The organism is Polaribacter sp. Hel1_33_96 (assembly GCF_002846595.1).
Taxonomy (GTDB): Bacteria; Bacteroidota; Bacteroidia; order Flavobacteriales; family Flavobacteriaceae; genus Polaribacter.
The window spans coordinates 2,228,560-2,253,572 of the sequence record NZ_PJMV01000001.1; the positions used below are offsets into that span (position 1 = coordinate 2,228,560).

Annotated in this window: 22 protein-coding genes and 1 tRNA gene; 7 read left to right on the plus strand and 16 right to left on the minus strand. The window is 29.4% G+C overall.

Annotated features, from left to right (window positions below):
* Positions 1 to 33: 33 nt before the first annotated feature.
* The 5 genes from ATE90_RS09695 to ATE90_RS09720 all read right to left on the minus strand — a co-directional run bounded on the left by ATE90_RS09695 (position 34) and on the right by ATE90_RS09720 (position 5,459).
* Positions 34 to 1,299, minus strand: coding sequence for a hemolysin family protein (locus tag ATE90_RS09695; RefSeq protein ID WP_101451340.1), 1,266 nt, complete (start codon positions 1,297 to 1,299; stop codon positions 34 to 36).
* Positions 1,300 to 1,518: 219 nt separating this feature from the next.
* On the minus strand, positions 1,519 to 2,085 hold the full coding sequence (gene lptC / locus ATE90_RS09705) for an LPS export ABC transporter periplasmic protein LptC (RefSeq protein ID WP_036787298.1): 567 nt from the start codon (positions 2,083 to 2,085) through the stop codon (positions 1,519 to 1,521).
* A 6-nt stretch (positions 2,086 to 2,091) separates the two neighbouring features.
* Positions 2,092 to 3,426: a tetratricopeptide repeat protein gene (locus ATE90_RS09710; protein WP_091953028.1), complete on the minus strand. Its 1,335-nt coding sequence runs from the start codon at positions 3,424 to 3,426 to the stop codon at positions 2,092 to 2,094.
* 15 nt (positions 3,427 to 3,441) lie between these two features.
* Complete coding sequence (locus ATE90_RS09715; RefSeq protein ID WP_036787303.1) at positions 3,442 to 4,734, minus strand: membrane protein; 1,293 nt, start codon at positions 4,732 to 4,734, stop codon at positions 3,442 to 3,444.
* Entirely contained in the window at positions 4,731 to 5,459 is a 729-nt protein-coding gene (locus ATE90_RS09720) for a type III pantothenate kinase (RefSeq protein WP_101451341.1), read from the minus strand. Before ATE90_RS09720 ends, ATE90_RS09715 begins: the two co-directional genes overlap by 4 nt.
* 98 nt (positions 5,460 to 5,557) lie before the next feature.
* On the opposite strand from ATE90_RS09720, the gene ATE90_RS09725 reads away from it, so the two are divergent.
* Both ATE90_RS09725 and ATE90_RS09730 read left to right on the plus strand, forming a co-directional pair.
* Positions 5,558 to 5,630: transfer RNA gene (locus ATE90_RS09725), tRNA-Phe, on the plus strand.
* Positions 5,631 to 5,802: 172 nt separating this feature from the next.
* Positions 5,803 to 6,495, plus strand: a complete 693-nt coding sequence (locus ATE90_RS09730; RefSeq protein ID WP_052107573.1) for an aspartate/glutamate racemase family protein — start codon at positions 5,803 to 5,805, stop codon at positions 6,493 to 6,495.
* A gap of 226 nt (positions 6,496 to 6,721) precedes the next feature.
* Here the strand turns inward: ATE90_RS09730 and ATE90_RS09735 are convergent, their stop codons facing one another.
* Positions 6,722 to 7,654 (minus strand): NAD-dependent epimerase/dehydratase family protein, encoded by a 933-nt coding sequence (locus ATE90_RS09735; RefSeq protein WP_101451342.1) that lies wholly within the window; start codon positions 7,652 to 7,654, stop codon positions 6,722 to 6,724.
* A gap of 169 nt (positions 7,655 to 7,823) precedes the next feature.
* Here ATE90_RS09735 and ATE90_RS09740 point away from each other — a divergent pair, with 169 nt between their 5' ends.
* Complete coding sequence (locus ATE90_RS09740; protein WP_036787313.1) at positions 7,824 to 8,285, plus strand: Lrp/AsnC family transcriptional regulator; 462 nt, start codon at positions 7,824 to 7,826, stop codon at positions 8,283 to 8,285.
* A gap of 12 nt (positions 8,286 to 8,297) precedes the next feature.
* Here the strand turns inward: ATE90_RS09740 and ATE90_RS09745 are convergent, their stop codons facing one another.
* From ATE90_RS09745 to ATE90_RS09770, 6 genes are all read right to left on the minus strand, one after another.
* A complete protein-coding gene (locus tag ATE90_RS09745) occupies positions 8,298 to 8,744 on the minus strand; it encodes a DUF1569 domain-containing protein (protein ID WP_052107574.1) in 447 nt (148 codons plus the stop codon).
* An 80-nt stretch (positions 8,745 to 8,824) separates the two neighbouring features.
* Complete coding sequence (locus tag ATE90_RS09750; RefSeq protein ID WP_036787319.1) at positions 8,825 to 9,712, minus strand: pseudouridine synthase; 888 nt, start codon at positions 9,710 to 9,712, stop codon at positions 8,825 to 8,827.
* A 36-nt stretch (positions 9,713 to 9,748) separates the two neighbouring features.
* Complete coding sequence (locus ATE90_RS09755; RefSeq protein ID WP_036787321.1) at positions 9,749 to 10,666, minus strand: geranylgeranylglycerol-phosphate geranylgeranyltransferase; 918 nt, start codon at positions 10,664 to 10,666, stop codon at positions 9,749 to 9,751.
* A 10-nt stretch (positions 10,667 to 10,676) separates the two neighbouring features.
* Complete coding sequence (locus ATE90_RS09760; RefSeq protein ID WP_036787324.1) at positions 10,677 to 11,603, minus strand: mevalonate kinase family protein; 927 nt, start codon at positions 11,601 to 11,603, stop codon at positions 10,677 to 10,679.
* Between the two features lie 45 nt (positions 11,604 to 11,648).
* Positions 11,649 to 12,155, minus strand: a complete 507-nt coding sequence (locus ATE90_RS09765; RefSeq protein ID WP_052107575.1) for a toxin-antitoxin system YwqK family antitoxin — start codon at positions 12,153 to 12,155, stop codon at positions 11,649 to 11,651.
* Positions 12,156 to 12,182: 27 nt separating this feature from the next.
* Complete coding sequence (locus ATE90_RS09770) at positions 12,183 to 13,262, minus strand: diphosphomevalonate/mevalonate 3,5-bisphosphate decarboxylase family protein (protein ID WP_101451344.1); 1,080 nt, start codon at positions 13,260 to 13,262, stop codon at positions 12,183 to 12,185.
* A 649-nt stretch (positions 13,263 to 13,911) separates the two neighbouring features.
* Between ATE90_RS09770 and ATE90_RS09780 the strand changes: the two genes are divergently transcribed.
* Positions 13,912 to 14,523 carry a thiamine diphosphokinase gene (locus tag ATE90_RS09780; RefSeq protein ID WP_036787332.1) on the plus strand — a complete coding sequence of 204 codons (612 nt, stop codon included), beginning with the start codon at positions 13,912 to 13,914 and terminating at the stop codon, positions 14,521 to 14,523.
* Between the two features lie 5 nt (positions 14,524 to 14,528).
* Positions 14,529 to 14,762: a hypothetical protein gene (locus tag ATE90_RS09785; RefSeq protein ID WP_036787335.1), complete on the plus strand. Its 234-nt coding sequence runs from the start codon at positions 14,529 to 14,531 to the stop codon at positions 14,760 to 14,762.
* Between the two features lie 762 nt (positions 14,763 to 15,524).
* On the opposite strand, the gene ATE90_RS09790 is transcribed toward ATE90_RS09785, so the two are convergent.
* The 4 genes from ATE90_RS09790 to ATE90_RS09805 all read right to left on the minus strand — a co-directional run bounded on the left by ATE90_RS09790 (position 15,525) and on the right by ATE90_RS09805 (position 20,019).
* The gene (locus tag ATE90_RS09790; protein WP_052107576.1) at positions 15,525 to 16,994 is read right to left on the minus strand and encodes a transglycosylase SLT domain-containing protein; all 1,470 of its coding nucleotides are present in this window, start codon (positions 16,992 to 16,994) and stop codon (positions 15,525 to 15,527) included.
* Positions 16,995 to 17,505: 511 nt separating this feature from the next.
* Positions 17,506 to 18,207 carry a glycosyltransferase gene (locus ATE90_RS09795; RefSeq protein ID WP_081958185.1) on the minus strand — a complete coding sequence of 234 codons (702 nt, stop codon included), beginning with the start codon at positions 18,205 to 18,207 and terminating at the stop codon, positions 17,506 to 17,508.
* Between the two features lie 9 nt (positions 18,208 to 18,216).
* Positions 18,217 to 19,314: a glycosyltransferase gene (locus tag ATE90_RS09800; protein WP_036787340.1), complete on the minus strand. Its 1,098-nt coding sequence runs from the start codon at positions 19,312 to 19,314 to the stop codon at positions 18,217 to 18,219.
* Between the two features lie 30 nt (positions 19,315 to 19,344).
* Positions 19,345 to 20,019: a cell division ATP-binding protein FtsE gene (locus ATE90_RS09805; protein ID WP_036787342.1), complete on the minus strand. Its 675-nt coding sequence runs from the start codon at positions 20,017 to 20,019 to the stop codon at positions 19,345 to 19,347.
* A gap of 161 nt (positions 20,020 to 20,180) precedes the next feature.
* Here ATE90_RS09805 and ATE90_RS09810 point away from each other — a divergent pair, with 161 nt between their 5' ends.
* Together ATE90_RS09810 and ATE90_RS09815 are read left to right on the plus strand one after the other, a co-directional pair.
* Positions 20,181 to 23,210 carry a tetratricopeptide repeat protein gene (locus ATE90_RS09810; RefSeq protein WP_081958186.1) on the plus strand — a complete coding sequence of 1,010 codons (3,030 nt, stop codon included), beginning with the start codon at positions 20,181 to 20,183 and terminating at the stop codon, positions 23,208 to 23,210.
* Positions 23,211 to 23,215: 5 nt separating this feature from the next.
* The gene (locus ATE90_RS09815; RefSeq protein WP_101451345.1) at positions 23,216 to 24,997 is read left to right on the plus strand and encodes a TonB-dependent receptor; all 1,782 of its coding nucleotides are present in this window, start codon (positions 23,216 to 23,218) and stop codon (positions 24,995 to 24,997) included.
* Positions 24,998 to 25,013 lie beyond the last annotated feature (16 nt).

Below are 25,013 nucleotides of genomic sequence, written 5' to 3' on the forward strand. Positions count from 1 at the left end.
CTATTTTTTAGTACAGAACGATGAACGGGAGTTTTAATCTTCTGGATTGATAACTTTTAATGAAACTTCATCAATTTTTGCACCACTCATTTTCAATATTTTAAATTCCAAATTATCGATTTCAATGAGTTCTTTTTCTTCTGGAATATTTTCGGTGTGTTCAATAATAAAACCTCCTAAGGTTTCATAAGCTTCCGATTTTAAAATATTTAAATGATATTCTTCATTTAAATAATCTATTTCTAACCTTGCTGAAAAATTAAATTTTGAATCATTAATTTTTTCTTCTAAAAATTCTTGTGAATCATGCTCATCCTCTATTTCACCAAACAGTTCTTCTACAATATCTTCAACGGTAATCATCCCAGAGGTCCCTCCATACTCATCAATAACAACAGCTACACTTTTGCGTTTTTTCATTAAAGCATTCAGTACATCATTAATCATCATAGACTCTGGTACGAGCTCCAAAGGAAGTAAAATTGATTTTATGGTTTTTGGGGTTTTAAATAACTCAAAAGCATTTACATACCCAACAACATCATCTAAAGATGATTTGTAAACCAAAATCTTTGAAAGTCCAGTTTTAATAAAAGCATTCTTTAAATTCGAGACAGTTTCATGAATTTCTACGGATATAATTTCCGTTCTAGGCACCATAACTTCTCTAGCTTTTAGATTTTGAAATTCTAAAGCATTTTGAAAAATTTGAATTTCAGAATCGAAATCATAGTCTATACTCCCTGTTTCTAACTGCTCATTAATATAATTACCTAGTTCTTCTTTGCTAAACTCTGTTTGCTCTTCATATGCATTTGTTTTAAAAAAAACTCGCAAAAAAAAGTCTGAAATTGCCGTAATAAATTCTGAAAAGAAATGAAATAAATAATAAAATATATAAGCAGGAATTGCGAATATTTTCAGCACTTCATTCGCATAAATTCTAAAAATAGCTTTCGGTAAAAATTCTGCAGTAACTAAAATTAATATTGTAGAAATAATCGTTTGTATTAGTAAAATAGAAAATTCATTAAAACTACTTAGAGGCAATATTCTTATTAGAAATTTGCCCATATAATAACTATAAATTACCAAAGAAATATTATTACCTACTAGCATTGTGGTAATAAACTTTGATGATTTTTGCGTTATGACCTTAAGGATTTTAGGAATAAAACCTTCTCTTTTTTTTTCTAATTCTATGTGCATTTTATTAGCAGAAACAAATGCAATTTCCATCCCTGAAAAAAAGGCGGATAATAAAATTGATACAATAACAATAATAAGTTCAATTTCCATTAGGAACTAAAATTCTACTTGTTTTGACTGTTTCTAGACTCAACTTTTTTTCTAAAATGTCTTTTAAAGAAAAATACTAAGGTAATAAAAATTGAAGCCACAATTAAAAGTATTGCTCTACTTCTATCAGAATTGATTTTCAAAAGACCTTCTACTAAGCAGATTACGGCGATTATTAAATATCCGTATTGAAAAAATTTCCAAATCTTATTCATAATATTATTCTTCTGATGTTTCTAATTTTCCTGTGGTTTTTTTTGATAAGTGTTTCGATAAATCATCTTTAGATTCAAAACCAACTCCAAAAATCGTATCACTTTCTTTGGTTAGTTTAAATGCTTTTTCAGAAACAAAATACTTTGTTTTTTCATCCCAAAATAATTGCTCTGTTTCCAATCTAGATTGATCTGTATGATTAACAACTACCACATTCCCTCTAATTTCTGATATAGATGTTTTCGCATAGGACAAAGCATAATTCCCGGTAATAGTAACAGAATCCAAACCATTTTTTTCAAAATTAATAATTTTAACCCCCTTAGGAAACTCACTATAGGGATGTTCTTTTCTATTACTAAAATCTAACATTATTGGTGTAATTAATTTTGATGTAATTCTACCAGAGTCTTTATAAACATGATACGCATCTTTTGCAGTACCTACAGGTAAATTTTTATCTGCTAAAAAATCTCTTACTTTTTGTGTATTGTTAGCGCATGAAAAAAGCATTGCTATTCCATAAAGAACAGCAATGCTTTTTAATACTATTTTTTTGTAATTCCTCACAAAATATTAATTAGGAACTTTTACAGTTTCACCTATCCAACATTTAATTCTATAACTACTTCCTGGTGCAACACCCGCAGTAAAGACTACTTTTTTACTTGGTAAATTTGCTCTATAAGAAGCAATGTATTTTTTTGCTGCAGAAGAAATACTAGGGTCTACTGATGATGCTCTTTGTGCTTGTCTTAAAGCTGCTGCATACACCATTCTTTTTTCAAACTCGTTAGTACCACAATTATTAACACTAGATTGATATAGCCTTGCAATTAATAAATATGCTTTACCAAAATTAGGATTAAATCTTAATGCTTCTCTAGCTAAACTTCTTGCTTTAGATAATTGACCTCTAACTTTAGCTGCTTGAGCAAACTTTAATTTATACTTTGCCTTTTTTATAGGATCTGTTTCTAAATTAAATGCTTTCTCTCTCATGGCTGCTGCTCCGCTAGTATCTCCATTTTTTTCTAGGATGCCGGCATAAAAAGAATAAGAATCTGCAGAAGGAGCTGATTCTGCATAAGCCTTAGCTAATGTTTCGTACATTGAATCTTCTTGACAGCCCTTGTTAAACATTCTAGATACTGCTCTTCTTAACCAAGTTGTATTTGTTTTATTTGCTTCAAAATCTCTTTTGTACAAAGGTACTAATCTCTCACAAGTAGCAATTTCTGATATGATTGCATCCAAACCACCTTCTACTCTACCTAATGCTTTAGAGTTAATAGAATAAGCTCTTAATCTGCTTTTCTCTTTTTTATCTAAAACCTTAGTAGAATCTTGAGTTAAAACATTAATTTTTTTAGCATAATCATCTAACTTTTCACCAACAGATTCAATTACATCATCATACGTATCAAATACTCTTTGTGGATTAGCATCTTTGTATTTATCTGTTATTCCTTGAAAATACTTGTAGATATTTTTAACACTCATATCTCTTGGAGAGATTTTATATGCTATCTCTAAAATATTGAAAATTTCTTCTTCAGAAGCTAAATTATTTTTAAATAAGTAAGTTGCATAATCACTATGCACCTTTGCTGGATTTTTTTTAGGAAAATATTGTAATCTCTGCTCATAAACCTTTTTAGCTAAAGCAGGATCTTTTTTAACATCTTCTGCTAAATCTGCACCGTACTTATATATATTAACAGATAAATCCTTACAATTATCCATTAAATAAACCCAATTAGCATAAGCATCATCATACTTTTTAGATTTAAAATCTCCTTTAAAAAGATTATATTTAATTGTACATTCTCTTTTTGCATCATCCTGTGCATTTGTCTTTGCAGTTGCTAAAAACATTGTAACTGCTAATAAAAACGTAATTTTCTTCATTTTACTTATTATTTGTTAATCAATCTTTCTCTTCTGAAACCAATTAGTGTCCGTCAAAGATAAACTTAATCTAAAATTAAAATAATTTTCTTGTATTAAATTATTGCTGGTGGTTCCTCTTTTACCATACTCAAATCCCATATTTACAGTGGACAGACGTTTTAATGGTAAACCTAAACCAAAAGATATGCCAAAGTCATCAATTGGCGTAAAATTAGTATTACTCCCTGAACCATCAACCAACAAGCCAGTTTTTTCAAAACGAACTCCAGCCCTATACGTAACTCTGTCCCAATAACTTGAAATAGAATTTATTTTTGGCAAATAAAATCCTCCTAAAGAAAACCTATTTGACTTACCGTATTTATATGCTCCATTTATATTAACCTGCAAACCTTCAGTAGTTATAACATCTTGATTTTCATACTCTAAGCCTGCATACCATTTATCACGCTTCCCAACACCTACACCTAAAGTAGTCTTTGAAGGTAAGTTAAATTTACCATCAATAACTGCACTTGAAACCGTATCTCTTGCATTTTCAAAACCAGAAGCGGCAACAGTTAATGAATACAAATAATCATTACCCGAAACCTTTAAATCATTACCTAATTTAAAAGTAGCACCCGCATTTAAAACTAATTTATTTTTTAATGTTTTTTGGTATTGAGCCCCCAATTTTAGGGAAACACCTTTCATTACTGTAGCCTCATCATATTTAGTTGCTAAAGAGACATTATCTCTTTGATTCGTAATGCTATTGTTAACATTTCCAAAAATGTAATCAGCCTCTAAACCTAGTGATAATCCTTTAAATACCTTAATTCCGAAACTACCATAAATTTTATTAACCCCTCCGTTACCCGAAAATAAAGATGTTTCAGAAATATCTCCATTACTGTCGGTAAGAGAATTTGTTAACGAATATCCTACAGAAGAAACTGGCTGTAAACCTATAGAAAAACCCGCTTTACCGCCTATTGGGAAAGCCAAAGCGATATAAGACAAACTGGTTGAATTAACATTTTGTTTTGTTGTACTGCTTTCAATAGTTAAATCAGTATTTAATAATCCAAATGCATATGTTGTATACCTTAAATCTGAATATGCTGCAGGATTTGTAAAATTTAAATATTTGTAATGGTTAAATGCAACACCAATACCACCCATAGAACTTTGTTCTACCGTTGTACTCGTAAACTCTTCTCCAATACCAAAATAAGAATAAGGAGACGAATTTGTTCTTTGTGCTAAAAAAGTTAAAGAAGTTAACAGTATTAAAGCTGCTACTAGAATCTTTTTAATCATTTGTTTTTGTTAAAAATCAATATTTCATTTAATCCTTCTAAGAGAAAATTTGGATTCGCAAATATGCTACTTTTTAATTGTTTTGCCAAGAAATTTGTATCTCCACCTGTTAAAACAACTGTTAAATCTGAATATTTGTTTTTATATTGAGAAATAACACCTTCCAATTCATTAATAACGCCATTAACTACGCCAGAATTAATACTTTCATTTGTATTCATTCCTATAAAATTTTGTGCTATCTTTTTTTCTAAAAGCGGTAATTTACTAGTGAAATCATGCAATGCTTTATATCTCATTTCAATTCCTGGTGAAATTGCTCCTCCTAAATATTCAGATTGATCATTCACAAAATCAAAAGTGATACATGTTCCAGCGTCAATGATTAATATATTCCTCTTTGCATATTTCTTTACGGCAGCGGCAACTAATGCAATTCGATCTACGCCTAAAGTTTCCACAGTTTCATATAAATTATTGAAAGGAACATTTGTGAATGAAGATAGAACCAATAAATTGACTAAGTTTTGAAGTTTTTGCATCTTATATTCAGCAATAAAACCCACATTAGACAAAATTCCAGCAGTAATTTTGTACTTTTTTAATATTTTTTTTATTTCCGATAAAAGTTCATTTTCATCAATAAAAATTACTTCAACGAGCGTATCTTTCTCAAAAACAGCAAGTTTTACTCTTGTATTACCGGCATCAACAATTAGATTCATCTTTAATTTTATAATAAATTCAAAAATACAATAGATTTTTTTATAATTTCTTTAGTACATGTCAAAAAACATTTTATATTTGCATCCGCTAAGGCGATGGTACCTTAGCTCAGTTGGTAGAGCAAAGGACTGAAAATCCTTGTGTCCCTGGTTCGATTCCTGGAGGTACCACAATTCAACCCTTTAAATCACTGATTTAGAGGGTTTTGTGTTTTAAAAAACCCCTATATGTACACTATGGTGTACATTATTATGGTTCTTTTTTGTATATTGGGTACTCAATGGGTACCAAAAAAAACACTCAAACAGTAAAAGAAAATATACCTTTACAAAAACAATCTTTATGATTAAAGTTGGACTAATTGGTGGAATCGGACCTGAATCAACAATCAAGTATTATCAACTTGTTATTAAAAAATTTCGTGAAATCACAGATAGTGTAGAATACCCAGAGTTATGTCTTGTAAGTATAGACATGGATAGGATGTTGAAGTACATATCTGAAAATGATAAAAAAGGTTTCATTGATTTTATGAGAAATAGAATTGATATTCTAATAAAATCTGGAGTTTCAAAAGTATTCATTTGTTCAAATACTCCACATGTATATTTTGACGAGTTACAAAGTCAGGTAGAGATTGAAATGATATCAATAGTAGATGAAACATTGAATCATATTTCATCATTAGGTCTCAAGAAATGTGGTTTATTAGGTACAAAATTCACTATGTCTAAAGGATTTTATTCATCAAAAGGAATGAGTAAGGGTATTGAAATAATCATTCCAAACGAAATTGAACAAGATTTAATTCATAGTGTTTACATGAACGAACTAGTTTTTAATATCAATAATAGAGACTCTAAAATGAAATTGATAGAAATCATTAGTCGATTGATTGAAGAAGAAGGAATTGAGGGATTGATTTTGGGAGGTACTGAACTTTCTTTAATGTTTGACCAAACTGATTTTGACACTATTAAAATTTTAGACACCTGTCTTATACATGTAGATTCTATTATTGAGGAATTAGTTTAAGAGATAAATCAAAGTTCCAAAAACCAACTGTATTTTTGTGGTACACAGATACCCCAGTGGTACACATTGGGTACCAAAAAAGACACAAATGGTACACAATGTGTACCAATATTTTCATAACTATTTGATTGTCAGTATACTATTTAGTAGTCTATTTCCTGGAGGTACCACAAAAAAATCCGAACTTACGTTCGGATTTTTTGTTTTTAAAAAGTACTTCAAAAATTTATTTCAAATTTTCAATCATCGTTTTAGTCATAAGGTTTAAATTATATTCCGGTTTCCAATTCCAATCGTTTCTAGCGGCCGTATCATCAATACATTTTGGCCATGAATTGGCAATCAATTGTCTAAAATCTGGCTTATAAGCTATTTTAAAATCAGGATAATATTCTTTGATTGACAGCGCTATTTGTTCAGGATTAAAACTCATACCAGCGATATTATAGGAGGTCCTTATCGTTATCTTTTCTTTATCCGCATCCATTAATTCTAAGGTAGCCCTAATTACATCATCCATATACATCATAGGCAACATTGTAGACGCTTCTAAAAAACACTCAAACGCCTCGTTTTTGACAGCCTTATGAAAAATATCTACGGCATAATCTGTTGTACCTCCGCCTGGTAAGGATTGGTATCCAATAACCCCAGGATATCTCAAGGAACGAACATCTAAACCATATTTTTTAAAGTAATAATTTGCCCAATTTTCACCAGCTACTTTACTCATGCCATAAACTGTGGTAGGCGTGAGATTTGATGACTGCAACGTATTTTCTTTATCAATATTTTCACCAAATACAGCTATTGAACTCGGAAAAAATACTTTTTTCACTTTATGTAGTCGAGAAACCTCTAAAACATTGAATAAAGTTTTCATATTCAAATCCCAAGTTCCTAAAGGATTTTGCTCTCCTTTTGCCGATAAAATGGCAGCAAGATGATAAATCTGAGTAATCTTGTTTTTTAAAACAACTTCTTCTACTGCTTTAAAATCTGTAGCATCCAATGTTATAAAATTATCTTCAAACCCAATCTTTTTATATAAATCTGAGGCAATAACGTTGACTGTGCCATAAATAAGGCGTAACTTTTCAGTTAAGACGGTTCCTAATTGCCCATTTGAACCAACTATTAAAATAACATCTTTATTCATTTTTTGATCAAGTATTAAAAAATAAAATTATAGTATTTATCAATATAAAAAGTTTTATACCCTACTTTTAAATCAAAAAAAGTACTTTTAACTTTTAAATAGGGTATTTAAAGAATATTCAACTTAATAGACATTTGATTTATTCTTAAAAAAGAGAATTAACCTGCATATGGAAAAAATAGACGAAACGGACCTTAAAATTTTGAGAATCTTACAAAAAGACTCTAAAAAAACAACCAAAGAAATTGCCGAAATTTTAAATTTAACCTCCTCTCCAGTTTACGAAAGAATTAAAAGATTAGAAAAACAAAAGTTGATTAAGAAATATGTGGCGCTTGTAGATAAAAAAAAATTAAACATACCCATAACAGCAATTTGCATGGTTTCTTTACGATATCATCATGAAGGATTTATTGATAAATTTGAGAAACAAATTAAAGAACTAAAGGAAGTACAAGAATGTTATCATATGGCAGGAAAAGTAGATTTTTTCCTAAAAATAAATATGACAAGTTTAGATAATTATCATGAATTTGTAAGAAGTAAATTATCTAAAATTGAAAATATTGGTGTGCTGGAAAGCTATTTTGTTTTAAAAGAAATTATGTCTAGCACAGAATATTGTATCTAATATTTATGAAAACTACCTTACAATATCTCTCACAATTTTTAAATGATGATTGGTATGTAATCTTAAAAATTTAATCGTCTGTTTTTTATTTAATTGCTGGAATACGGGGTGTGTAAAGAATTGATTCTCCTTTAAACTATCAATTGTCTCAAAATTTCTTACTGCTTTTTCTAATTGATTTTCAATATCCTCTTTTAATATTACTTCCGGAGGTAAAACTCTTTTTGGAGCTTTTGCTTTTCCTCTGGGGAAAAAACCTATTGTAAATGCAAATAAACGCATTCCATTAAAATTTTTCTTGTAATCATCAGAATTTGAATTTTTTAAGGATTCCAAAACATTATTAACTACTTTTAAAGAATGATCTAAATGCCAACCAACATTTGCTTTCGAAATCTTTAAATTTTCTTTCTCTTGATGTGTTATGTATTCTCTAATGATTCCAAATTCTTTATCCAAAATTTCTGTTTTTTTTACTTCTCTAATATATATAAAATTTACGCATAAAAAAATCCAGCTTTTTGGCTGGATTTATATATTTATTTCATCATTTGAAGATTTGTAAGCTCTAAATTAGTTAGCTCTCTCCATCTACCTCTTGGTAAGTTTCTCTTGGTTAATTCCGCAAAAATAACTCTATCTAGTTTGTTCACTTTATATCCTAAATGTTCAAATATTTTACGAACAATTCTATTTCTACCGGAATGAATTTCAATACCAACTTCAGACTTTGGTTGCCCATCAACGTATGAGACTGCATCAATAAATACTTTTCTACCCTCTATAATAACCTCTCCTCTCAATTTTTCTAAATCTTTTAAATCGAGTTTTTTATCTAAAGAAGCATGGTATAATTTTCGCACATTATGTTTCGGATGTGTTAATTTCTTGGCTAAATCTCCATCATTTGTAAATAATAACAAACCCGTTGTATTTCTATCTAACCTTCCAACAGGGTAAATTCTTTCTTTTGATGCATTTGCAATCAATTCCATAACCGTTTTACGTCCACGATCATCATCCATCGTAGTAATGTAATTCTTAGGCTTATTTAAAAGAATATATCTTTTCTGCTCTGGAGTAATAGATGTACCATCAAAACGAACAACATCATCAGATTGCACTTTGTACCCCATTTCGGTTATCAACTTTCCATTTACCTCAACACTTCCGTGTTCTATGTATGTATCTGCTTCTCTTCTAGAGCAAACACCTGAATTGGCAATGTATTTATTTAATCTAATTCCTGCTGATTCGTCTGTTTTCGGAGTTGGACTTATTTTTTTAAAGTCCTTTTTAAAACTCTTTCTGCTTAGCGGAGTCGTCTTTTTAGCATCTCTATGAAATGAGTTTTTTTTAGTATCTTTTTGAGGTGTACTTCTTTTACCTTCTTGTCGTCTTCCCGACGAGTTTTTATTTGATTCCATTTTAAAAATTTTGGCAAAGGTACTTAAATTGAAACTCTAATTCAATCTATCGATTACTTTTTCTAATAGTAGAGAAGTATCTATAAAAACTAAACAAAAAACACCAGTTAATAAAAGAAGTTTCAAAACATTATGTAAAAAAGTATACTGCTTTTGCTGGGTTGATTTCCAAAGGTAAACACCAACAAAAGATAAAGTTAATAATGCTAGATAAAAATAGTACCGCATATCACTTAAGGCCGGATAAGTAAACAAAATTATTACCGGAATAAAAGCAAGTAATAATAATAAGAGTGACAATTGCTTTGTTCTTAACTCTCCATAAACTACAGAAAATGTTTTATAATTATTCGCTAGTGCTCCCTTTATATTTTCTAAATCTTTAATTAATTCTCTAACCATAATTACTAAAAACAAGAAAACTGCATGAAGAAAAATGATTTTTGAAAAATTTTTATAATACACAAAAACAGCAAAAAAAGGTAAAATTGTTAGTATGGTTGCAGAAATCAAACCTGTAAAAGGATGTTTTTTTAATTTGTGAGAATATAACCAAATACCAAAAATATAGACTGAAAAAAAAAGTGCTGATTTCCATGAAACAAATAAACCCCAAGTAAATCCTAAAAAATTTAAGATAAAATAAAGCATCAATTTTGTTTCCTGCTTTACGTAATTATCTATGCCTGTTTTTAAAGGTCTATTAATTCTATCAACCTTAACATCGTAAAAATTATTAATAATATACCCTGCAGCAACCACACAAACAGAAGCTAAAACAATATATAATAGATCAAAATCAAAAATAATAGCCCTGATAGATTTTTTAGGCGAAAAAATAAAGATGGATGCTAAGTATTGTGCTATTATTAAAACAAGGATATTATAGCCTCTTATTACCGATAATAAGCTAAATATCTTTTTTAGAAAAGTCTTCGTTTTAGAAGAACTCATGAGGTACGTTTTAAAATCTATAAACTAGTTCTAGCTTATAGCCCTTTAAGCTTTCTTGTGCTTTTTGGTAATCTTCGGTAAAGCCTAAAATATAGCCCCCACCTCCTGAACCACAAAGTTTCAGATAATAATCGTTTGTTTTAATTCCTTTTTCCCACACTTTATGAAAAGCATCAGGAATCATAGGTTTAAAGTTTTTAAGAACTACCTTCGATAAGCTTTTTACGTTGCCAAAAAGCGACGCAACATTGCCATGTAAAAAATCCTCAATACAAGCGTCTGTATAGGTGACAAACTCTTCGTTTAACATTTTTCTAAAACCTTCATTTTTCATCTTGTTCATAAAGATATTCACCATCGGTTCTGTTTCACCAATTTGCTCTGAATCTAATAGGAAAACTGCACCTTTTCCTTCTTTTTGAGACGGAATACCCGCAGGCTCTAAATGCTCTTTTGAATTGATTAATATTGGTAAACTTAAATAAGAATTTAGCGGATCTAAACCAGAACTATTTCCATGAAAGAAAGACTCCATCAAAGAGAAAACACCTTTTAGCTTTAACAACTTTTCTCTGGTTAAATTTTCTAAAACGGTAATTTTATCATGCGCATATTTATCATACACAGAAGCTACTAGAGCTCCAGAACTTCCCACTCCATAGCCTTGGGGTATGGAAGAGTCAAAATACATTCCATTTTCTAAATCTGTTTTAAATTCTTGTAAATTGAAAGAAATTAAATCAGAATTTAAACTCGTTAAATATATATAGAATTTGTATAAATTTTCGTTTGATTTTTTGGTTGCACCTTCCAAATTTTTGGAAGTTTTCAATGCCCCCCTGTATGCGTTATAAGGTATTGCTAATCCTTTAGAATCTCTAATAATTCCATATTCCCCAAAAAGCAAAATTTTGGCATAAAAAAGTGGTCCTTTCATATTTTTTTTTATCAATAGCTTTACAAAAATACAATATTTACTGCACTAATCAACTGATGAGTCTCCGTTTTTATAAAAGGTCTTCCAAATACCCACTTTTTCTCCATTCTTATATTTTCCGCGAGATTGAATTTTACCATATTTATAATAGGTCTTCCAAATTCCATCACGCAAACCTTTGGAGTAATGACCAACTCTTTGCGTTTCTCCTGTATCATAAAACTCCGAGAAACTCCCTTCTGGTTCTCCTTCAAAATAATGAACGTTCTGATAGACTTTACCATTTTCATGAAAGAACTTTACCTTACCTTGAAACATTTCCTTGTTAGGAATTGATACCGTGCTAAATCCTTCCATTTGTTTTTTTCCAGAAACATAATAGTCCACAATCCAATAACCTTTGTCCTTTTTTTTCGGGCTCGGTCTGTAATAAGCCGCTTTTTCTTTTATTGAGACTTTCCAATTTGAATCAAACCAAACAGTTTCTTGGGCACACATGGATGAAGTTAAAAACCCCACCATTATGGCAATAAGTAAAGTTGAACTTTTCATAATGAGATGTTTTAATTACAGAAAATATTACAGTCTTTTTGCTCCGAAACCGACTGTATCACAAATATAATGATTTTTCTGACAGTATTTAGACATCTGATTATCAATAAATTGCAATATATTCTCTTTTTCGTTTTCAGGAAACAACACATGAACGTTTGCGCCTGCATCTAAGGTAAAACAAATATTACTGTTGTTTTCTTGACGATATTCCCAAACTTTGTTGATGATTTCTAACGTATTTGGTTTCATCAAAATAAAATAAGGATTGCTAGTCAACATCATTGCGTGCAGCGTTAAAGCCTCACTTTCGACTAGATTAATAAAATCCTTACTGTTGCCTTCTTGCAGGATTTTAGACATTTTAGACAAGTTTTCGTTAGCTTGTAAAAAACGATTTTCTGCGAATGGATGCTTGTGCATTAAATTATGACCAATTGTGCTGGAGACTTGTTTTTCACCCTTGTCAACCAATAAAATTACATCTTGGTAATTCTCGAAAAATGGATGTACCTTATAAGGAAACTGTATTCCAAATAAATCTGAACTTCCTTCAATTTCTGGATGATTTCCCCAGACAACTAGCGGCCCTTCAATACTTCTACTTGCACTTCCAGAACCTAATCTAGCTAAAAAAGAGGCTTTTTTATGAATCTTATCCACGGATAAATTTGGATTTAATTCCTTTTCTAAACTCATTAAGCACATAGCAATTGCACTTAAACCACTTGCAGAAGAAGCAATTCCGCTAGAATGTGGAAATGAATTTTCTGAATTAATCGTCATTTCATATTCCAGGATATAAGGACAATATGATTGCACTCTCTTAAAAAATTCTGCAATTTTTGGCTTGAATTCGTCTTTTTGTTTTCCTTCAAAGAATAAGTTAAAAACGACTTCATCAGACTTTTCTTTTTTAATAAAATCGACTCTAGTAATTGTATGACAATTATTTAAAGTAAAACTAATAGAAGCATTTTTAGGAATCTGTGGATTGCTCTTTCCCCAATATTTTACGAGCGCGATATTACTTGGTGTTTGCCAAGTAAAACTTGCTGTCTCAACAAATTTTAACGTCGATTTTGCTATAAATTGATCTGTATTCAAAGTCTAAAAATTTTAAAACAAAGATAAAGGATACCCTACACTTCTGCTAATTTTTGCAAAACGGATTCTTTACAGCTGCTGCTTGTCGTTGATTTTTTATGATTATTTCTATCCCTTAGTTTGTTTTCTACATAATTTTCCATGTAATAATGATAAAGACTTTTGCATTCTGATATACTTTTTTAAAGGCAATTTTACTGCTAGATTGCAAAACAGCTTCTTTAATTACAATTGTTTCTGCTATGCCAAAATCAGTAAATAATCGCTTTAGATTTCTAATTTAAAAAATGGACTTAAAATTTATTTTACCTGTATCTTGAATGATATAAAGAATATAAAATGGTTTCTGTTTTTCTGAATTTTAAATTCAGAAAAAAAATATAACATTGAGCAGATGAAACATAAAATTAACAAGGAGTTCTAAAATTTTTATGATGCACGGGCGTATTTGGCGAGCTATCAAAACCAAATCAGATTTAATTTCCTCTCTCCTACTTTTGAAATAGTATTTTTTTTTACTAGGAAATTTGTTTACCATTATTTTTATCTTGGACAAAAAAGTAAGAAAAAACTTTTTCTTTATTAACTTCATCAAAGCATCTTTCAAATTTTTAGAAATGATGCTTTTTTGTTTGTATTTTTGTTGCAAATGAAACAAAAAAAAGTCTTTTTACTTTTAAACGGTGAACCCCCAAAAGAAATGCCAAATTTATCTAATTATGATATTATTTGTGCTACTGATGGTGGGTATCATTTTTTAGGAAATAATAAAATTACACCAGATTTTGTTTGTGGCGACTTAGACTCATTGCGAGAAATACCAGAAAATATTGAAGTAATTTGTACACCAAATCAAGATTTTACAGATTTTGAGAAAGCATTACAAATTTTATTTGACAGAGGTCATACAACAATTGATATTTATGGTGCGAGCGGAAAAGAACAAGATCATTTTTTAGGAAATCTGAACACTGCTTTGCAATGGAAAGAAAAATTAAATCTTACTTTTTTTGATACCTACAGTCGTTATTTTTTGGCTGACAAGAACACAGAAATCACTAATTGTAAAGACCAAGTTATTTCTTTAGTCCCTTTTCCAAGAGCAACAAATATTCTTACTGAGGGATTACAGTATGCATTAAATAAGGAAAACTTATCCTTCGGAGCAAGAATTGGCACAAGGAATAAGGCAACAAAAAACCAAATAAAAATTACTTTTGAAAGTGGTAATTTATTCATTTTTATCAATCATAAGAAATAAAAAAAATGGCAAACAAAATAAAATTATTATGGGATTTTAGAGGACCAGATGCTAAAGAAACTGCAAAACACCATACTACTCATTTAAAAGAATTTGCAACCATAGAGAATTTAAGTTTTCATGAAATTGACATCCAAGAAAAAAACCCCATGTTGGTTTCAGCTTTTATTGTTGTTGATGAAAAGCATATGAAAATTTACAGAGATGCTTTAAAACCTCAAAGAGGTGAAGTTGTTTAGTTAGGCCTTTTATGCACTTTGTAAATCACCTGTTTCTTTTAAAACAAAATAGCAGCAAACCTTCATACATCTATTAAGTTAAAATATTTCCTTCAAAAATATTTCACTCATTACAGCAATCCCTTTTCTATTTATTTCTTCGATAAGAGTTATAACTATGAAAAAATATTAATTTTTGAGCCGCCATAAACTTGAATAAAAAATTACACTACCCTAGAATTAATAATAAATTTTATAGGCTTTACTGAAAACAAAAAAAATTATTCTTCGGAGTTTGCCTTAATTTATAAAAAACATCTTCTTTCTAATCTTACTCATTCCGATTGGAATATTAGCTCAATCAAAAAACGATATTAAACCGAGAAGTTAGAGCTATATTACTAGTGATATTTTATCACCATTTTTTCTCATTTTGATGCAGAGGAAGGATGGGATTTGTAAAGAATTTGAATGAAAAGTCTACAATCAGCATAAAAGAAGCATAAAATATTTCGTAATAGAAATATTTTACATCAGTCATTATGAAAACTTAATAAAAGACGGGTTCTGTGACAAACAAAATGAATTCCTAACCTTTGATACGGCTGATTATAACAGACTAAACTTTCTGTTTCAGTCTGGCCAGATAGGGCAATTATCTAAATATAGTAAAAAATATTTTTGAATGGAGTTCAACAAAAAATAGTTTCTGCCAATTAATTATAAAAATACCTCAAAATTCTATTGGTATAACTCGTTAAGATATTTATTTCAAAAAATAAATTATTCCAAAGGAATGAACTGTTTGTAATGATTATATCTGTCAAAAATTTGCTCTATATAATTGGCTGGTTCTTCACCTCTCACATATCCATATTTTATGAAAGATTTATTATAATTCTTTGGCAAACTCAGAGCTAAAATCATCTTTTCTACATTGTCTGACCAAATAGTTGAATCTAAGTCATTTTCTACTGCTAAACGCTGAGCATCTCTAACATGACTATATCCACAATTGTAAGAAGCTAATGAAAATTTAATTCTATTTATAGAATCATTTATATCTGTAAATCGATTATATAAATAATCTAAATAATCTGTTCCTCCTCGAATACTTTCATTCGGATCAGAAACATCATTTATACTCAGAGATTCGGCAGTGGCTGGCATCACCTGCATCAGCCCTTTGGCGCCGGCCCATGATTTAGCGATAGGATCAAATCTAGACTCTTGATAAACTTGTGAGGCCAATAATCTCCAATCCCATCCAATTTTAGTCGCATGTTTCTTTATCAAATTATCGTATTTACTAATTTGATTATTCTTTAAGCTATAATAGTCGCTCTTTATTCGCTGCTTAAAGGTTCGTTTATTTTTAAAGTACTTATTATATATCACATTAAAGTTAGATTTCTTTCTCTGAGAGATTATCCATTTATTAACAACTTCACGAAACATGGGAGATTTTTTTCTCGTAACCCAGGCAATTCTTTGCGAAAAAGAAATAGGAACATCAATTTTTAGAATAGGATTAAAAGAAGCGTTTATTTTCGCCAAATTTTCATCAGCTATGGTGTATTCAATTTTTCCGTCTGCCACCATATCAATAATTTCGTCTGTTGATAATTTACTATCTAAAGTATCAATCATAATATTCCCTCCCATTTCATTTGACAAACTTAATAAGCGCTCAATATAGGAGGAGTTTTTTCTTATCGAAATTGTTTTATCTATTAATTCAATCGGATCCTGAATAAGTTGCTTCTGTAAATTGCTCCAAGAAATATTTAAGTAATTATCTGGTTTTTTCTGAACAAGCACCTGCCTAGTAAGGTATAAATACTCTGTAAAATCAACTTCCCACTTTCGTTGATTTGTGATGGTCATACCATGCGCTATGAGATCAACATCTCCTCTATTTAAAACTTCAAATTGAGTGTCGAGATTATTAGATACTACAAGCTCTAATTTTAAATCAAGATGCTTTGCTAACTGTGTCAACAATTCATATTCAAAACCCATAGCTTGCCCCCGATATAAAAAATAACTAGTACTGCTATACACAACCAAAGCTCTTAAAACACCGTCTTTTTTAATTTCCTCCAAATCTCTATCCACAGAGTTCTCAACAAATGGATTCATTCTATTTTGAGCCGAGCCAACTTTATATTCACCTTGCTGCTGGCAGGATATTAAATGTAAAAAAATGGCTGCAATAAAAAATTGTTTCGCATATGTCTTCAATATATTCATATTTAAAAATCGAAAACAATAACAGCTGCTAGAAATTATAACTATAGTAGTAAAAAGCCGACCTAAATGGTTCTCAGTAAGTAAAACAATTCTTTCAAGAAAAGTTACCATTAGTATCATTACAATGGGGTAGAAAATACTTGTTTTCATGAATTTATTACTCTTTTCTTTTCAGCTTTATTCTATCATTTTTGTATCCAATCGGTTACATTGAATTGCTCTAAGGTAAAGAAAAAATAATTGAAACTAAATTATGAAATAAGCGGCAAGGCACATTGAGATAAATGTCAACTATTTACAACTACAAATTTATCTAAAAAAGTCAGATTAGACTGCAAGTGAAAAGGAAACCCAAATAGCTGCATGATTTTTAATAATAAGTTCGCTTTTATATTATACTTACAGATACTCTTTTTTTTTAAGTAATTTTTAAAAAGCCTCTTTAAGTTTAAAAAAAGTTTCTCATTTTTTTCTCATATTAAATTTACACTTCTAGGAAAGCTGTCTATTTTTATAATTTTCTGTAAATAAACTTCAAAGCAATTAATAAAGATAAAAAAGGATGAAAACCTAAATTCATATGTGTCTTTTTTAATTTTAATTCTTCTTTGTATAAAGACCAATTGTAATCTTTAGAAATACCTTCTTTATCACAATTAGATATAATAGCATCAATTTTTTCTGCTTTGATATTTTCACAATAAAGATTTAAATTAAATTTATAATCAGCTAAAACCCTATAGTTAGTATCATAATTGACTTTGACAAATAGTTTTTTATTATAAAACACAGACTGATGATGCAAAGTATTCTTTATCCATAAAAGGTTAGAAAATTTTGATGTGAAATTAGTTTTATCATATCTTACATTCCCATATAAAATATCCAAGTTAACATTTAACTTCTTGGAAACAATACTCAAAGTATTTTTGTGCTCTATAGTATCTCCAGCTCCTAAAAAATAATACCATTCACCTTTAGATAAGGAAACTCCATGATTCATGGCATCATAAATTCCTTTATCCTTTTGAGAATGATAAAAAAATGGCGCTTCTAACTTATTTAAATAGTTTTGGGTCTCTATGGATGAATTTCCGTCCATAATCCAAACCTCAAAATCCTTAAATATTTGATTTTTAATACTACCCACAGTTTTCTGCAATCCTTTTAGATTGTTTAAAACCGGAACTATTATAGATATTTTTGGTTTGATACGTTTCTACTATTTAAAATAATTATCTAATTTTTTACTTTCTTTCTCCCAACATAAAACATCTTTTGCTTTCTGTTGATTTTTTTTTATTTCTGACAATAAGACCTCATCCTTCAATAGGTTATTTATTGCTTTTGCTATCGTTTTAGGCTCATAATTATCCACTAAAACACCAACTTTATACTTATTTATAATTCTTGTAATCTCTGGTAGATTTCCGGCTACAATTGGAATTTCTGCATGAATATAATCGAATAATTTATTTGGCAAAGAATATTGAAAACTCAAACCTAAGGGCTCTTCTAAAACCATTCCAAGAGTTGCTTTCTTTGTATAATTAAATAGTTTATCTCTAGAAACTCTCCCCAAAAAGTGAACTCTATCCTTCATTTTTTCTTGAGCAACAAAGGATTTTAAGTCTTGTTCTACTTTGCCATAACCAATAATTATTAAATCTAAATCATTAATAAATTTTAGCGCTTTTATCATAGGTTTTAAACCTCTTCCTGGGTTTAAGACGCCTTGATACAAAATTGTTTTTTTAGTTGTTGGAAAAGCTACTTCATCAATTTCTAGAATATCTTTTTTTAACGGAATATTTCTGATAACCCCCATTTTATTCTGATATTTAGAATCATAAAACTCAACAATAGATTGACTTACTGTGTATGCATTTTTTACTTTCGGTAAGAAAAAATCTTCTAAGCTCCTCCAAAAGCCTTGTACAAATTTTCTTCCCTGTAATTCTGGCCCTTCAGAAAAAAGTTCATGACTATCATAAACCAAATTTGTATTTTTTATTTTACTTCCAAAAAAACAAGCAGGTAACGTATCTAAATCATTCGAAAGAACATAATCGAATTTTCTGAAAATTAAATAAAAAAACAACCTAATATTAAACTCCGCGTAAAACAAAAAATTGTTATTGAAAATATGTTTTTTTCTAACAATTTTATACGCTCTTTTTACATTAATTGTATTTGGCAAAACTCTGCCATAAACAACAATTTCGTGACCTTTATTGATTAGATAATTGCATATTTTATGCACTCGGTAATCCGTAGAAATATCGTTAGTAACAGCTACAAAGATTTTTTTATTTTTCAAAAACTAATTGTTTCTATGCTCATTTGTAATTTACTGTGCTATTTCAAATAACTTTCCGGCTTCTACTTTTAGGGTCTTCTGCTTAAATTTCACAATTAATTGGTAATCATGAGTCGCCATTAAAATAGTTTTACCACTTTTATGAATTTCATTTAAGAGTTCCATGACTTCTAACGAAGTTTTAGGGTCTAAATTTCCTGTGGGTTCATCAGCCAAAATTAATTCTGGATCATTTAGCAAAGCTCTTGCAATAGCAACTCTTTGCTGCTCACCTCCGGAAAGCTCAAAGGTTTTTTTATAGTATTGAGATTGCATATCCACTTTTTCTAGAACCTCATTGATTTTTGCTTTAATTTTCTCTTTATTTTTCCAGCCAGTAGCTTTTAAAACAAATTCTAAATTATCAAAAACAGACCGATCATTTAATAATTTAAAATCTTGAAAAACAATTCCAATTTTTCTTCTTAAAAAAGGAATTTCCTTGTCCTTTAACTTTTTTAAATCAAAATCTACTATTGTTCCTCTGCCTTTTTGCAGTCCCAAATCTCCATAAAGGGTTTTCATTAAACTACTTTTACCACTTCCTGTTTTACCGATCAAATAATAAAAATCACCTTTCTCTAGGGTTAAATTTACTTTAGATAAAACCAAATTATCTCTTTGATAAATGTCTGCATTCTCTAAATGTACAACCGTTTTCTTCATAAAAATAGTAGTTTATACAAACTTATATGTTTCTATTGATTTTAACACAATAAAACAGCACAATTCTCAGTTTTGACCGAGAATATTATGAATATTTTTTATAACTTAATCAAACAAATTTAAAAAAAATACGTTTATTACATGATAACAAAAACAATTGTATGCAGTTTCGTTTTGTAAAAAACCATTTTTTATCGTCACTTCTCTTTTTAACGGTTTTTGCTGTATTTTCTCAACAGTCGATTGTTGATGCAAATGTAACTGCGAACTATAACAATGCTTTGAATTTATACAATAACAAAGCCTATGCTGCTGCGCAAAAAATATTTAAAACAGTTGAGGAAAAAACAAAAATAAATTCAGCCTTAAAAGTTGATGCCTCTTATTATAATGCCATATGTGCTATTAAATTGAATCAAACAAATGCAGATAAAAAAGTATTGACTTTTGTTGAAGAGAACCCAACAAGCAGTAAAAAAAATAAAATTTATTTTATTGTTGGCAAGTATTATTTTGCAAATAAAAAAGCTTCACATGCCTTAAAATGGTTCAAAAAAGTAAACAAAGATTTACTTTCTGCAGAAAACCAAAAAGAACTAAATTTTAAAATGGGTTACGGCCTTTTGGTTACCAAAAATTTAATATTAGCTAAAAATAGGTTTTTACCTTTAATAAATGATGCTAAATATGGTAATGATGCTCGATATTATTTTGGCTTTATTTCTTATAAACTAGAAGATTATGGAATTGCCGAATCTACTTTAAAAGAAATAGCAGATAATGAATCCTACAAAGCAGAAATTACATACTATTTATTAGACATTAGCTTTAAGGCAGGGAAATTTGAACGCTGTATAAAAGTAGGAAAAGAACTTTTAAAAACAGTTAGAAAAAAAGATGCTCCGGAAATTTCTAAAATTGTGGGTGAAAGTTATTTTAACCAAAAAAAGTATAAAGAAGCCATCCCCTATTTAAAAGCATATACCGGGAAAAAAGGAAAGTGGAATAATTATGATTATTATCAATTGGGATATGTGTATTTCATGCAAAATGATTTTGGAAATGCAATTAGTTATTTTAACAAAATCATAGATCAAAAAAATTCGGTTTCACAAAATGCTTATTATCATTTAGCAGAATGTTATTTAAATACTGATAAAAAAACGGAAGCTTTAAATGCTTTTAAAACAGCTAGTGAAATGGATTTTAACTTGGAAATTCAGGAAGATGCTGCCTTAAATTATGCCAAATTAAGTTATGAAACAGGTAATCCGTTTCAAAATATTTCTGATATTTTACAAAACTTTTTAAAGAAATATCCGAAATCTCCTTCTTATAAAGAAATTAATAATTTGGTGGTTTCATCTTTTATTCATCAACAAAACTATCAAGGAGCTCTAGATTATTTAAACAAACAGAAAACTACTGACAATTTTGCTTTGGCATCTGAAGTTTCATTGTACAGAGGAATTCAGTTATTTAATGAAACTAAACTACAAGTAGCCCTTTCTTACTTTACAAAAAGTAAGCAATCACTGGATAAAAAAATCAACACAAAAGGAGGTTACTGGGAGGCTGAAACTTTATACAGACTAAAAAATTATAAAGAGGCTATCTCAAAATTCAAAAATGTAAAGAAAAAATTAAAAACCAATATCAAAGAGTTTTCTTTAATTGATTACCATATTGGATATTGCCATTTTAAGCTAAAAGAATACAATAAAGCAATTACTGCTTTTAAAAAATTATTAAAAGTAAATCTTACTCCAAATGAAGTTCAAGATGATGTTTTTATCCGTCTTGGAGACAGTTATTTTGCAACAAGAAATTATGGCGAGGCTATAAAATCTTATCAGACTGTAGTCACAAATCTAGGATCAGGGGCAGATTATGCTCAATATCAAATTGGAATGAGTCATGGTTTTAGAAATGAAAATGATTCTAAAATCAGAGCCTTAAGCAAGGTGGTAAATGACTTTCAAATCTCCTCATTAAAAGATGATGCATTGTATCAATTGGCAAATACATACACTAAAACTAAGAATCATGAAAAAGCACATAGAGCTTACAATAGGCTATTAAAGAAGTACCCCAAAAGCTCGTTCTTACCAAGAGCATTGGTGAGGCAAGGTTTATTGTATTATAGCAATAATCAGAATCCAGAAGCAATTGAACGATTTAAACTTACTGCAAGCAAATATCCAAATACCCCTGACGCAATTGAAGCTGTTAGAAATGCTAAAAACATATATTTAGATGAAGATAATTTTGATGAATATGTTGCCTGGGTACAAACACTCCAATTTATAAATGTATCTCAATCGGAAGCAGAAAACTCCTCTTTTACAATTGCAGAAAGAAAGTATTTTGAGAATAAAAACCATTCTGGAATTATTTTTTCACTAAAAAAATACTTAACTAAATTTCCAAAGGGTCCAAACTTTTTAAAAGCTAACTATTATTTAGCAAATATTTTATTTAAAGAAAAACAATTTGACAAAGCTATTGTAAATTATAACATAATTTTAAAGGCAGGTATAACGCCATTTAGCGAAGATACTTTGGCAAAACTATCCCAAATATATTTAGAAAAACAAAAATTTCAAGATGCCCTGCCCCTGCTAGAAAGATTAGAAAAAGAGGCCTATACAATTGAAAATATACAGTTTGCACAAAGTAACCTAATGAAAGGTTACTATGAAACTCAAGCATACATAGCAGCTATTTCTTATGCAAAAAAAGTACTTTCTATGAGCTCTGTTAAAAATACTTTAGAGCAAGATGCCATAACTATTATTGCACGCTCTGCATTTAAAACCGAAGATTTTGTTATGGCTGAAGAATATTATACCGAGCTAGAAAAAAATGCAATTGGTGCCTTAAAAGCAGAAACTTTATACTACAATGCCTTCTTTAAAAATCAACAAAAAGAATATATCGCATCCAACAAAGTTGTGCAAAAATTAATCGCAGATTATTCCACTTATAAATATTGGGGAGTAAAAAGTTATGTTATCATGGCTAAAAACTATTACAGTTTAAAAGATGCTTACCAAGCAACCTTTATTTTAGAAAACGTAATTAAAAACTTTACTCAATTTAAAGACCTCATAAATGAAGCGCAATTAGAGCTTAATCGTGTAAAAGAAAATGAAGCGAAGACTAATAATTCTATAATCCCTAAAAATTAAAATAAATGAAAAAAGGATTTATACTATTTTTAGTTTTCTCTAGCATTTTCAATGCCTTTTCTCAAAAAAAATCTACAAAAAAAGCACTGGCTGTTAAAATGGATACAGTTAAAACTGAGGTTGTAGAAGTAATCACAAAATACAATCCCCAAATTGCAGATGCCTCAAAAATTAAAAAAAATCCTACCATCACATTATTAGATCAAAGTAAAAAGAAAAAATTAAGCTATACTATTTTTTCTGCTCCTGTGGCCTCCACGTTTGTTCCTAAAAGTGGGGTTGTAAAAAGTATTGAGGTTGGCGTAAAAGAGCGTATTTACAACAATTATGTAGCCTTAGGATTTGGCAATTATAAATCTCCATACATAGAGGGTTATGTAAATAGTAGTACTCGTTTTGATAGTGAATTTGGTTTGTATGCAAAATATACTGCTTCTTTAGACAATATAGAAAACACTATTCTAAATAGTAATTTTTCGAACTTTTTAACAACTATATTTTACAAAAAAGAAGAGCGTTATTTTAACTGGAAAGTAAGCTTAGAGGCCGAAAGAAAAGTATACAATTGGTATGGATTACCAAATATTAATTTTACTCAAAACACTTTAAACTTAATTAATGAAAATCAGGCTTATAATCTTCTTAATACTAAAGGAGAAATTGATTTTTTAGACGCTTACATAGACAAAAGTACAATTTCCGTTTCTTATTTTTCTGATGCCTTTCGCAGTCAAGAATTCTTAATGAATTTTAATACAGCCTTAGATATACCCCTGGATTATATTTACAGTAAACTCAATGGTCTCAATATAAATACGGGTATAGAATTTTTAAAAGGTAAATTCACTAATGAGTATGCAAATCAAAATAAATTAAATTATGCCATTTTTACGGCAAAAATAAAACCCGAATATAAAACTACTATAAGTGGCTTTTCTTTAAAATTAGGAACAAAAATTTTTGGTTCTTTTGATATTGAAAATAGTGTAAATAATTTTTTAATTTATCCAGACATTCACATTCGTAAACCAATTATCAAAGAGTATTTAAATATTTATGGAGGAATCTCTGGCGATTTAAAAACAAATACTTATCAAGGTTTCGTAGAAGAAAACCCTTATATTTCTCCTACTATATTTATGACGCAAACTTCAGAAAAATACAATGCTTTCTTAGGCTTAAATGGATTGATTAATAATACTATTAGTTTTAATATTTCTGCAAGTATAAAAGACCAAGAGGACGCTCCTTTGTTTTTAAGAAACAATTCAAAATCTGATGGAACGAACTATACTGTGAATGGAGTTCCTTTAAAAGGTTATGAATACGGCAACTCATTTAATGTAGTGTATGATGATATAAAAACAACTTCATTTTCTGCAGAAATAACCTACGATTTCACAAAGAGAATTACGTTTTCAACCAACATTCAGTTCGATAACTTTAAATTAAAAAATCAATCAAAAGCATGGAACTTCCCTACTTTACAAGCATACTTCATTGGAAAGTATAAGAATAATAAATGGTATGCAACAACGAATATTTTTTATATAAATGAGAGGGAGGACCTTTTATATAGCGCTTCGTTTCCATCAAGTACAAATGGCTTTCAAACCTTAGAATCTTTTGTGGATGTAAACGTGCATGGAGGGTATCATTTTAATGACAAATTTTCTGCATTCTTAAAAGTAAACAATGTTTTCAACAATAATTATCAACGTTTCGCCAACTTTACTGTACAAGGTTTTCAGGCCTTAGGTGGTATCACTTACAAGTTTGATTTCTGATAGTTTTCTCGAGACT

Excerpts from the sequence above, each read along its gene's own strand:
- ATE90_RS09695 (WP_101451340.1), bottom strand. The coding sequence starts at position 1,299 with ATGGAAATTGAACTTATTATTGTTATTGTATCAATTTTATTATCCGCC.
- ATE90_RS09730 (WP_052107573.1), top strand. The coding sequence starts at position 5,803 with ATGATTAAAGTTGGACTAATTGGTGGAATCGGACCTGAATCAACAATC.
- ATE90_RS09810 (WP_081958186.1), top strand. The coding sequence starts at position 20,181 with ATGCAGTTTCGTTTTGTAAAAAACCATTTTTTATCGTCACTTCTCTTT.
- ATE90_RS09765 (WP_052107575.1), bottom strand. The coding sequence starts at position 12,155 with ATGAAAAGTTCAACTTTACTTATTGCCATAATGGTGGGGTTTTTAACT.
- ATE90_RS09720 (WP_101451341.1), bottom strand. The coding sequence starts at position 5,459 with ATGAATCTAATTGTTGATGCCGGTAATACAAGAGTAAAACTTGCTGTT.
- ATE90_RS09780 (WP_036787332.1), top strand. The coding sequence starts at position 13,912 with ATGAAACAAAAAAAAGTCTTTTTACTTTTAAACGGTGAACCCCCAAAA.
- ATE90_RS09755 (WP_036787321.1), bottom strand. The coding sequence starts at position 10,666 with ATGAGTTCTTCTAAAACGAAGACTTTTCTAAAAAAGATATTTAGCTTA.
- ATE90_RS09740 (WP_036787313.1), top strand. The coding sequence starts at position 7,824 with ATGGAAAAAATAGACGAAACGGACCTTAAAATTTTGAGAATCTTACAA.
- ATE90_RS09790 (WP_052107576.1), bottom strand. The coding sequence starts at position 16,994 with ATGAATATATTGAAGACATATGCGAAACAATTTTTTATTGCAGCCATT.
- ATE90_RS09805 (WP_036787342.1), bottom strand. The coding sequence starts at position 20,019 with ATGAAGAAAACGGTTGTACATTTAGAGAATGCAGACATTTATCAAAGA.
- ATE90_RS09815 (WP_101451345.1), top strand. The coding sequence starts at position 23,216 with ATGAAAAAAGGATTTATACTATTTTTAGTTTTCTCTAGCATTTTCAAT.
- ATE90_RS09785 (WP_036787335.1), top strand. The coding sequence starts at position 14,529 with ATGGCAAACAAAATAAAATTATTATGGGATTTTAGAGGACCAGATGCT.
- ATE90_RS09710 (WP_091953028.1), bottom strand. The coding sequence starts at position 3,426 with ATGAAGAAAATTACGTTTTTATTAGCAGTTACAATGTTTTTAGCAACT.
- ATE90_RS09715 (WP_036787303.1), bottom strand. The coding sequence starts at position 4,734 with ATGATTAAAAAGATTCTAGTAGCAGCTTTAATACTGTTAACTTCTTTA.
- ATE90_RS09735 (WP_101451342.1), bottom strand. The coding sequence starts at position 7,654 with ATGAATAAAGATGTTATTTTAATAGTTGGTTCAAATGGGCAATTAGGA.
- ATE90_RS09760 (WP_036787324.1), bottom strand. The coding sequence starts at position 11,603 with ATGAAAGGACCACTTTTTTATGCCAAAATTTTGCTTTTTGGGGAATAT.
- ATE90_RS09750 (WP_036787319.1), bottom strand. The coding sequence starts at position 9,712 with ATGGAATCAAATAAAAACTCGTCGGGAAGACGACAAGAAGGTAAAAGA.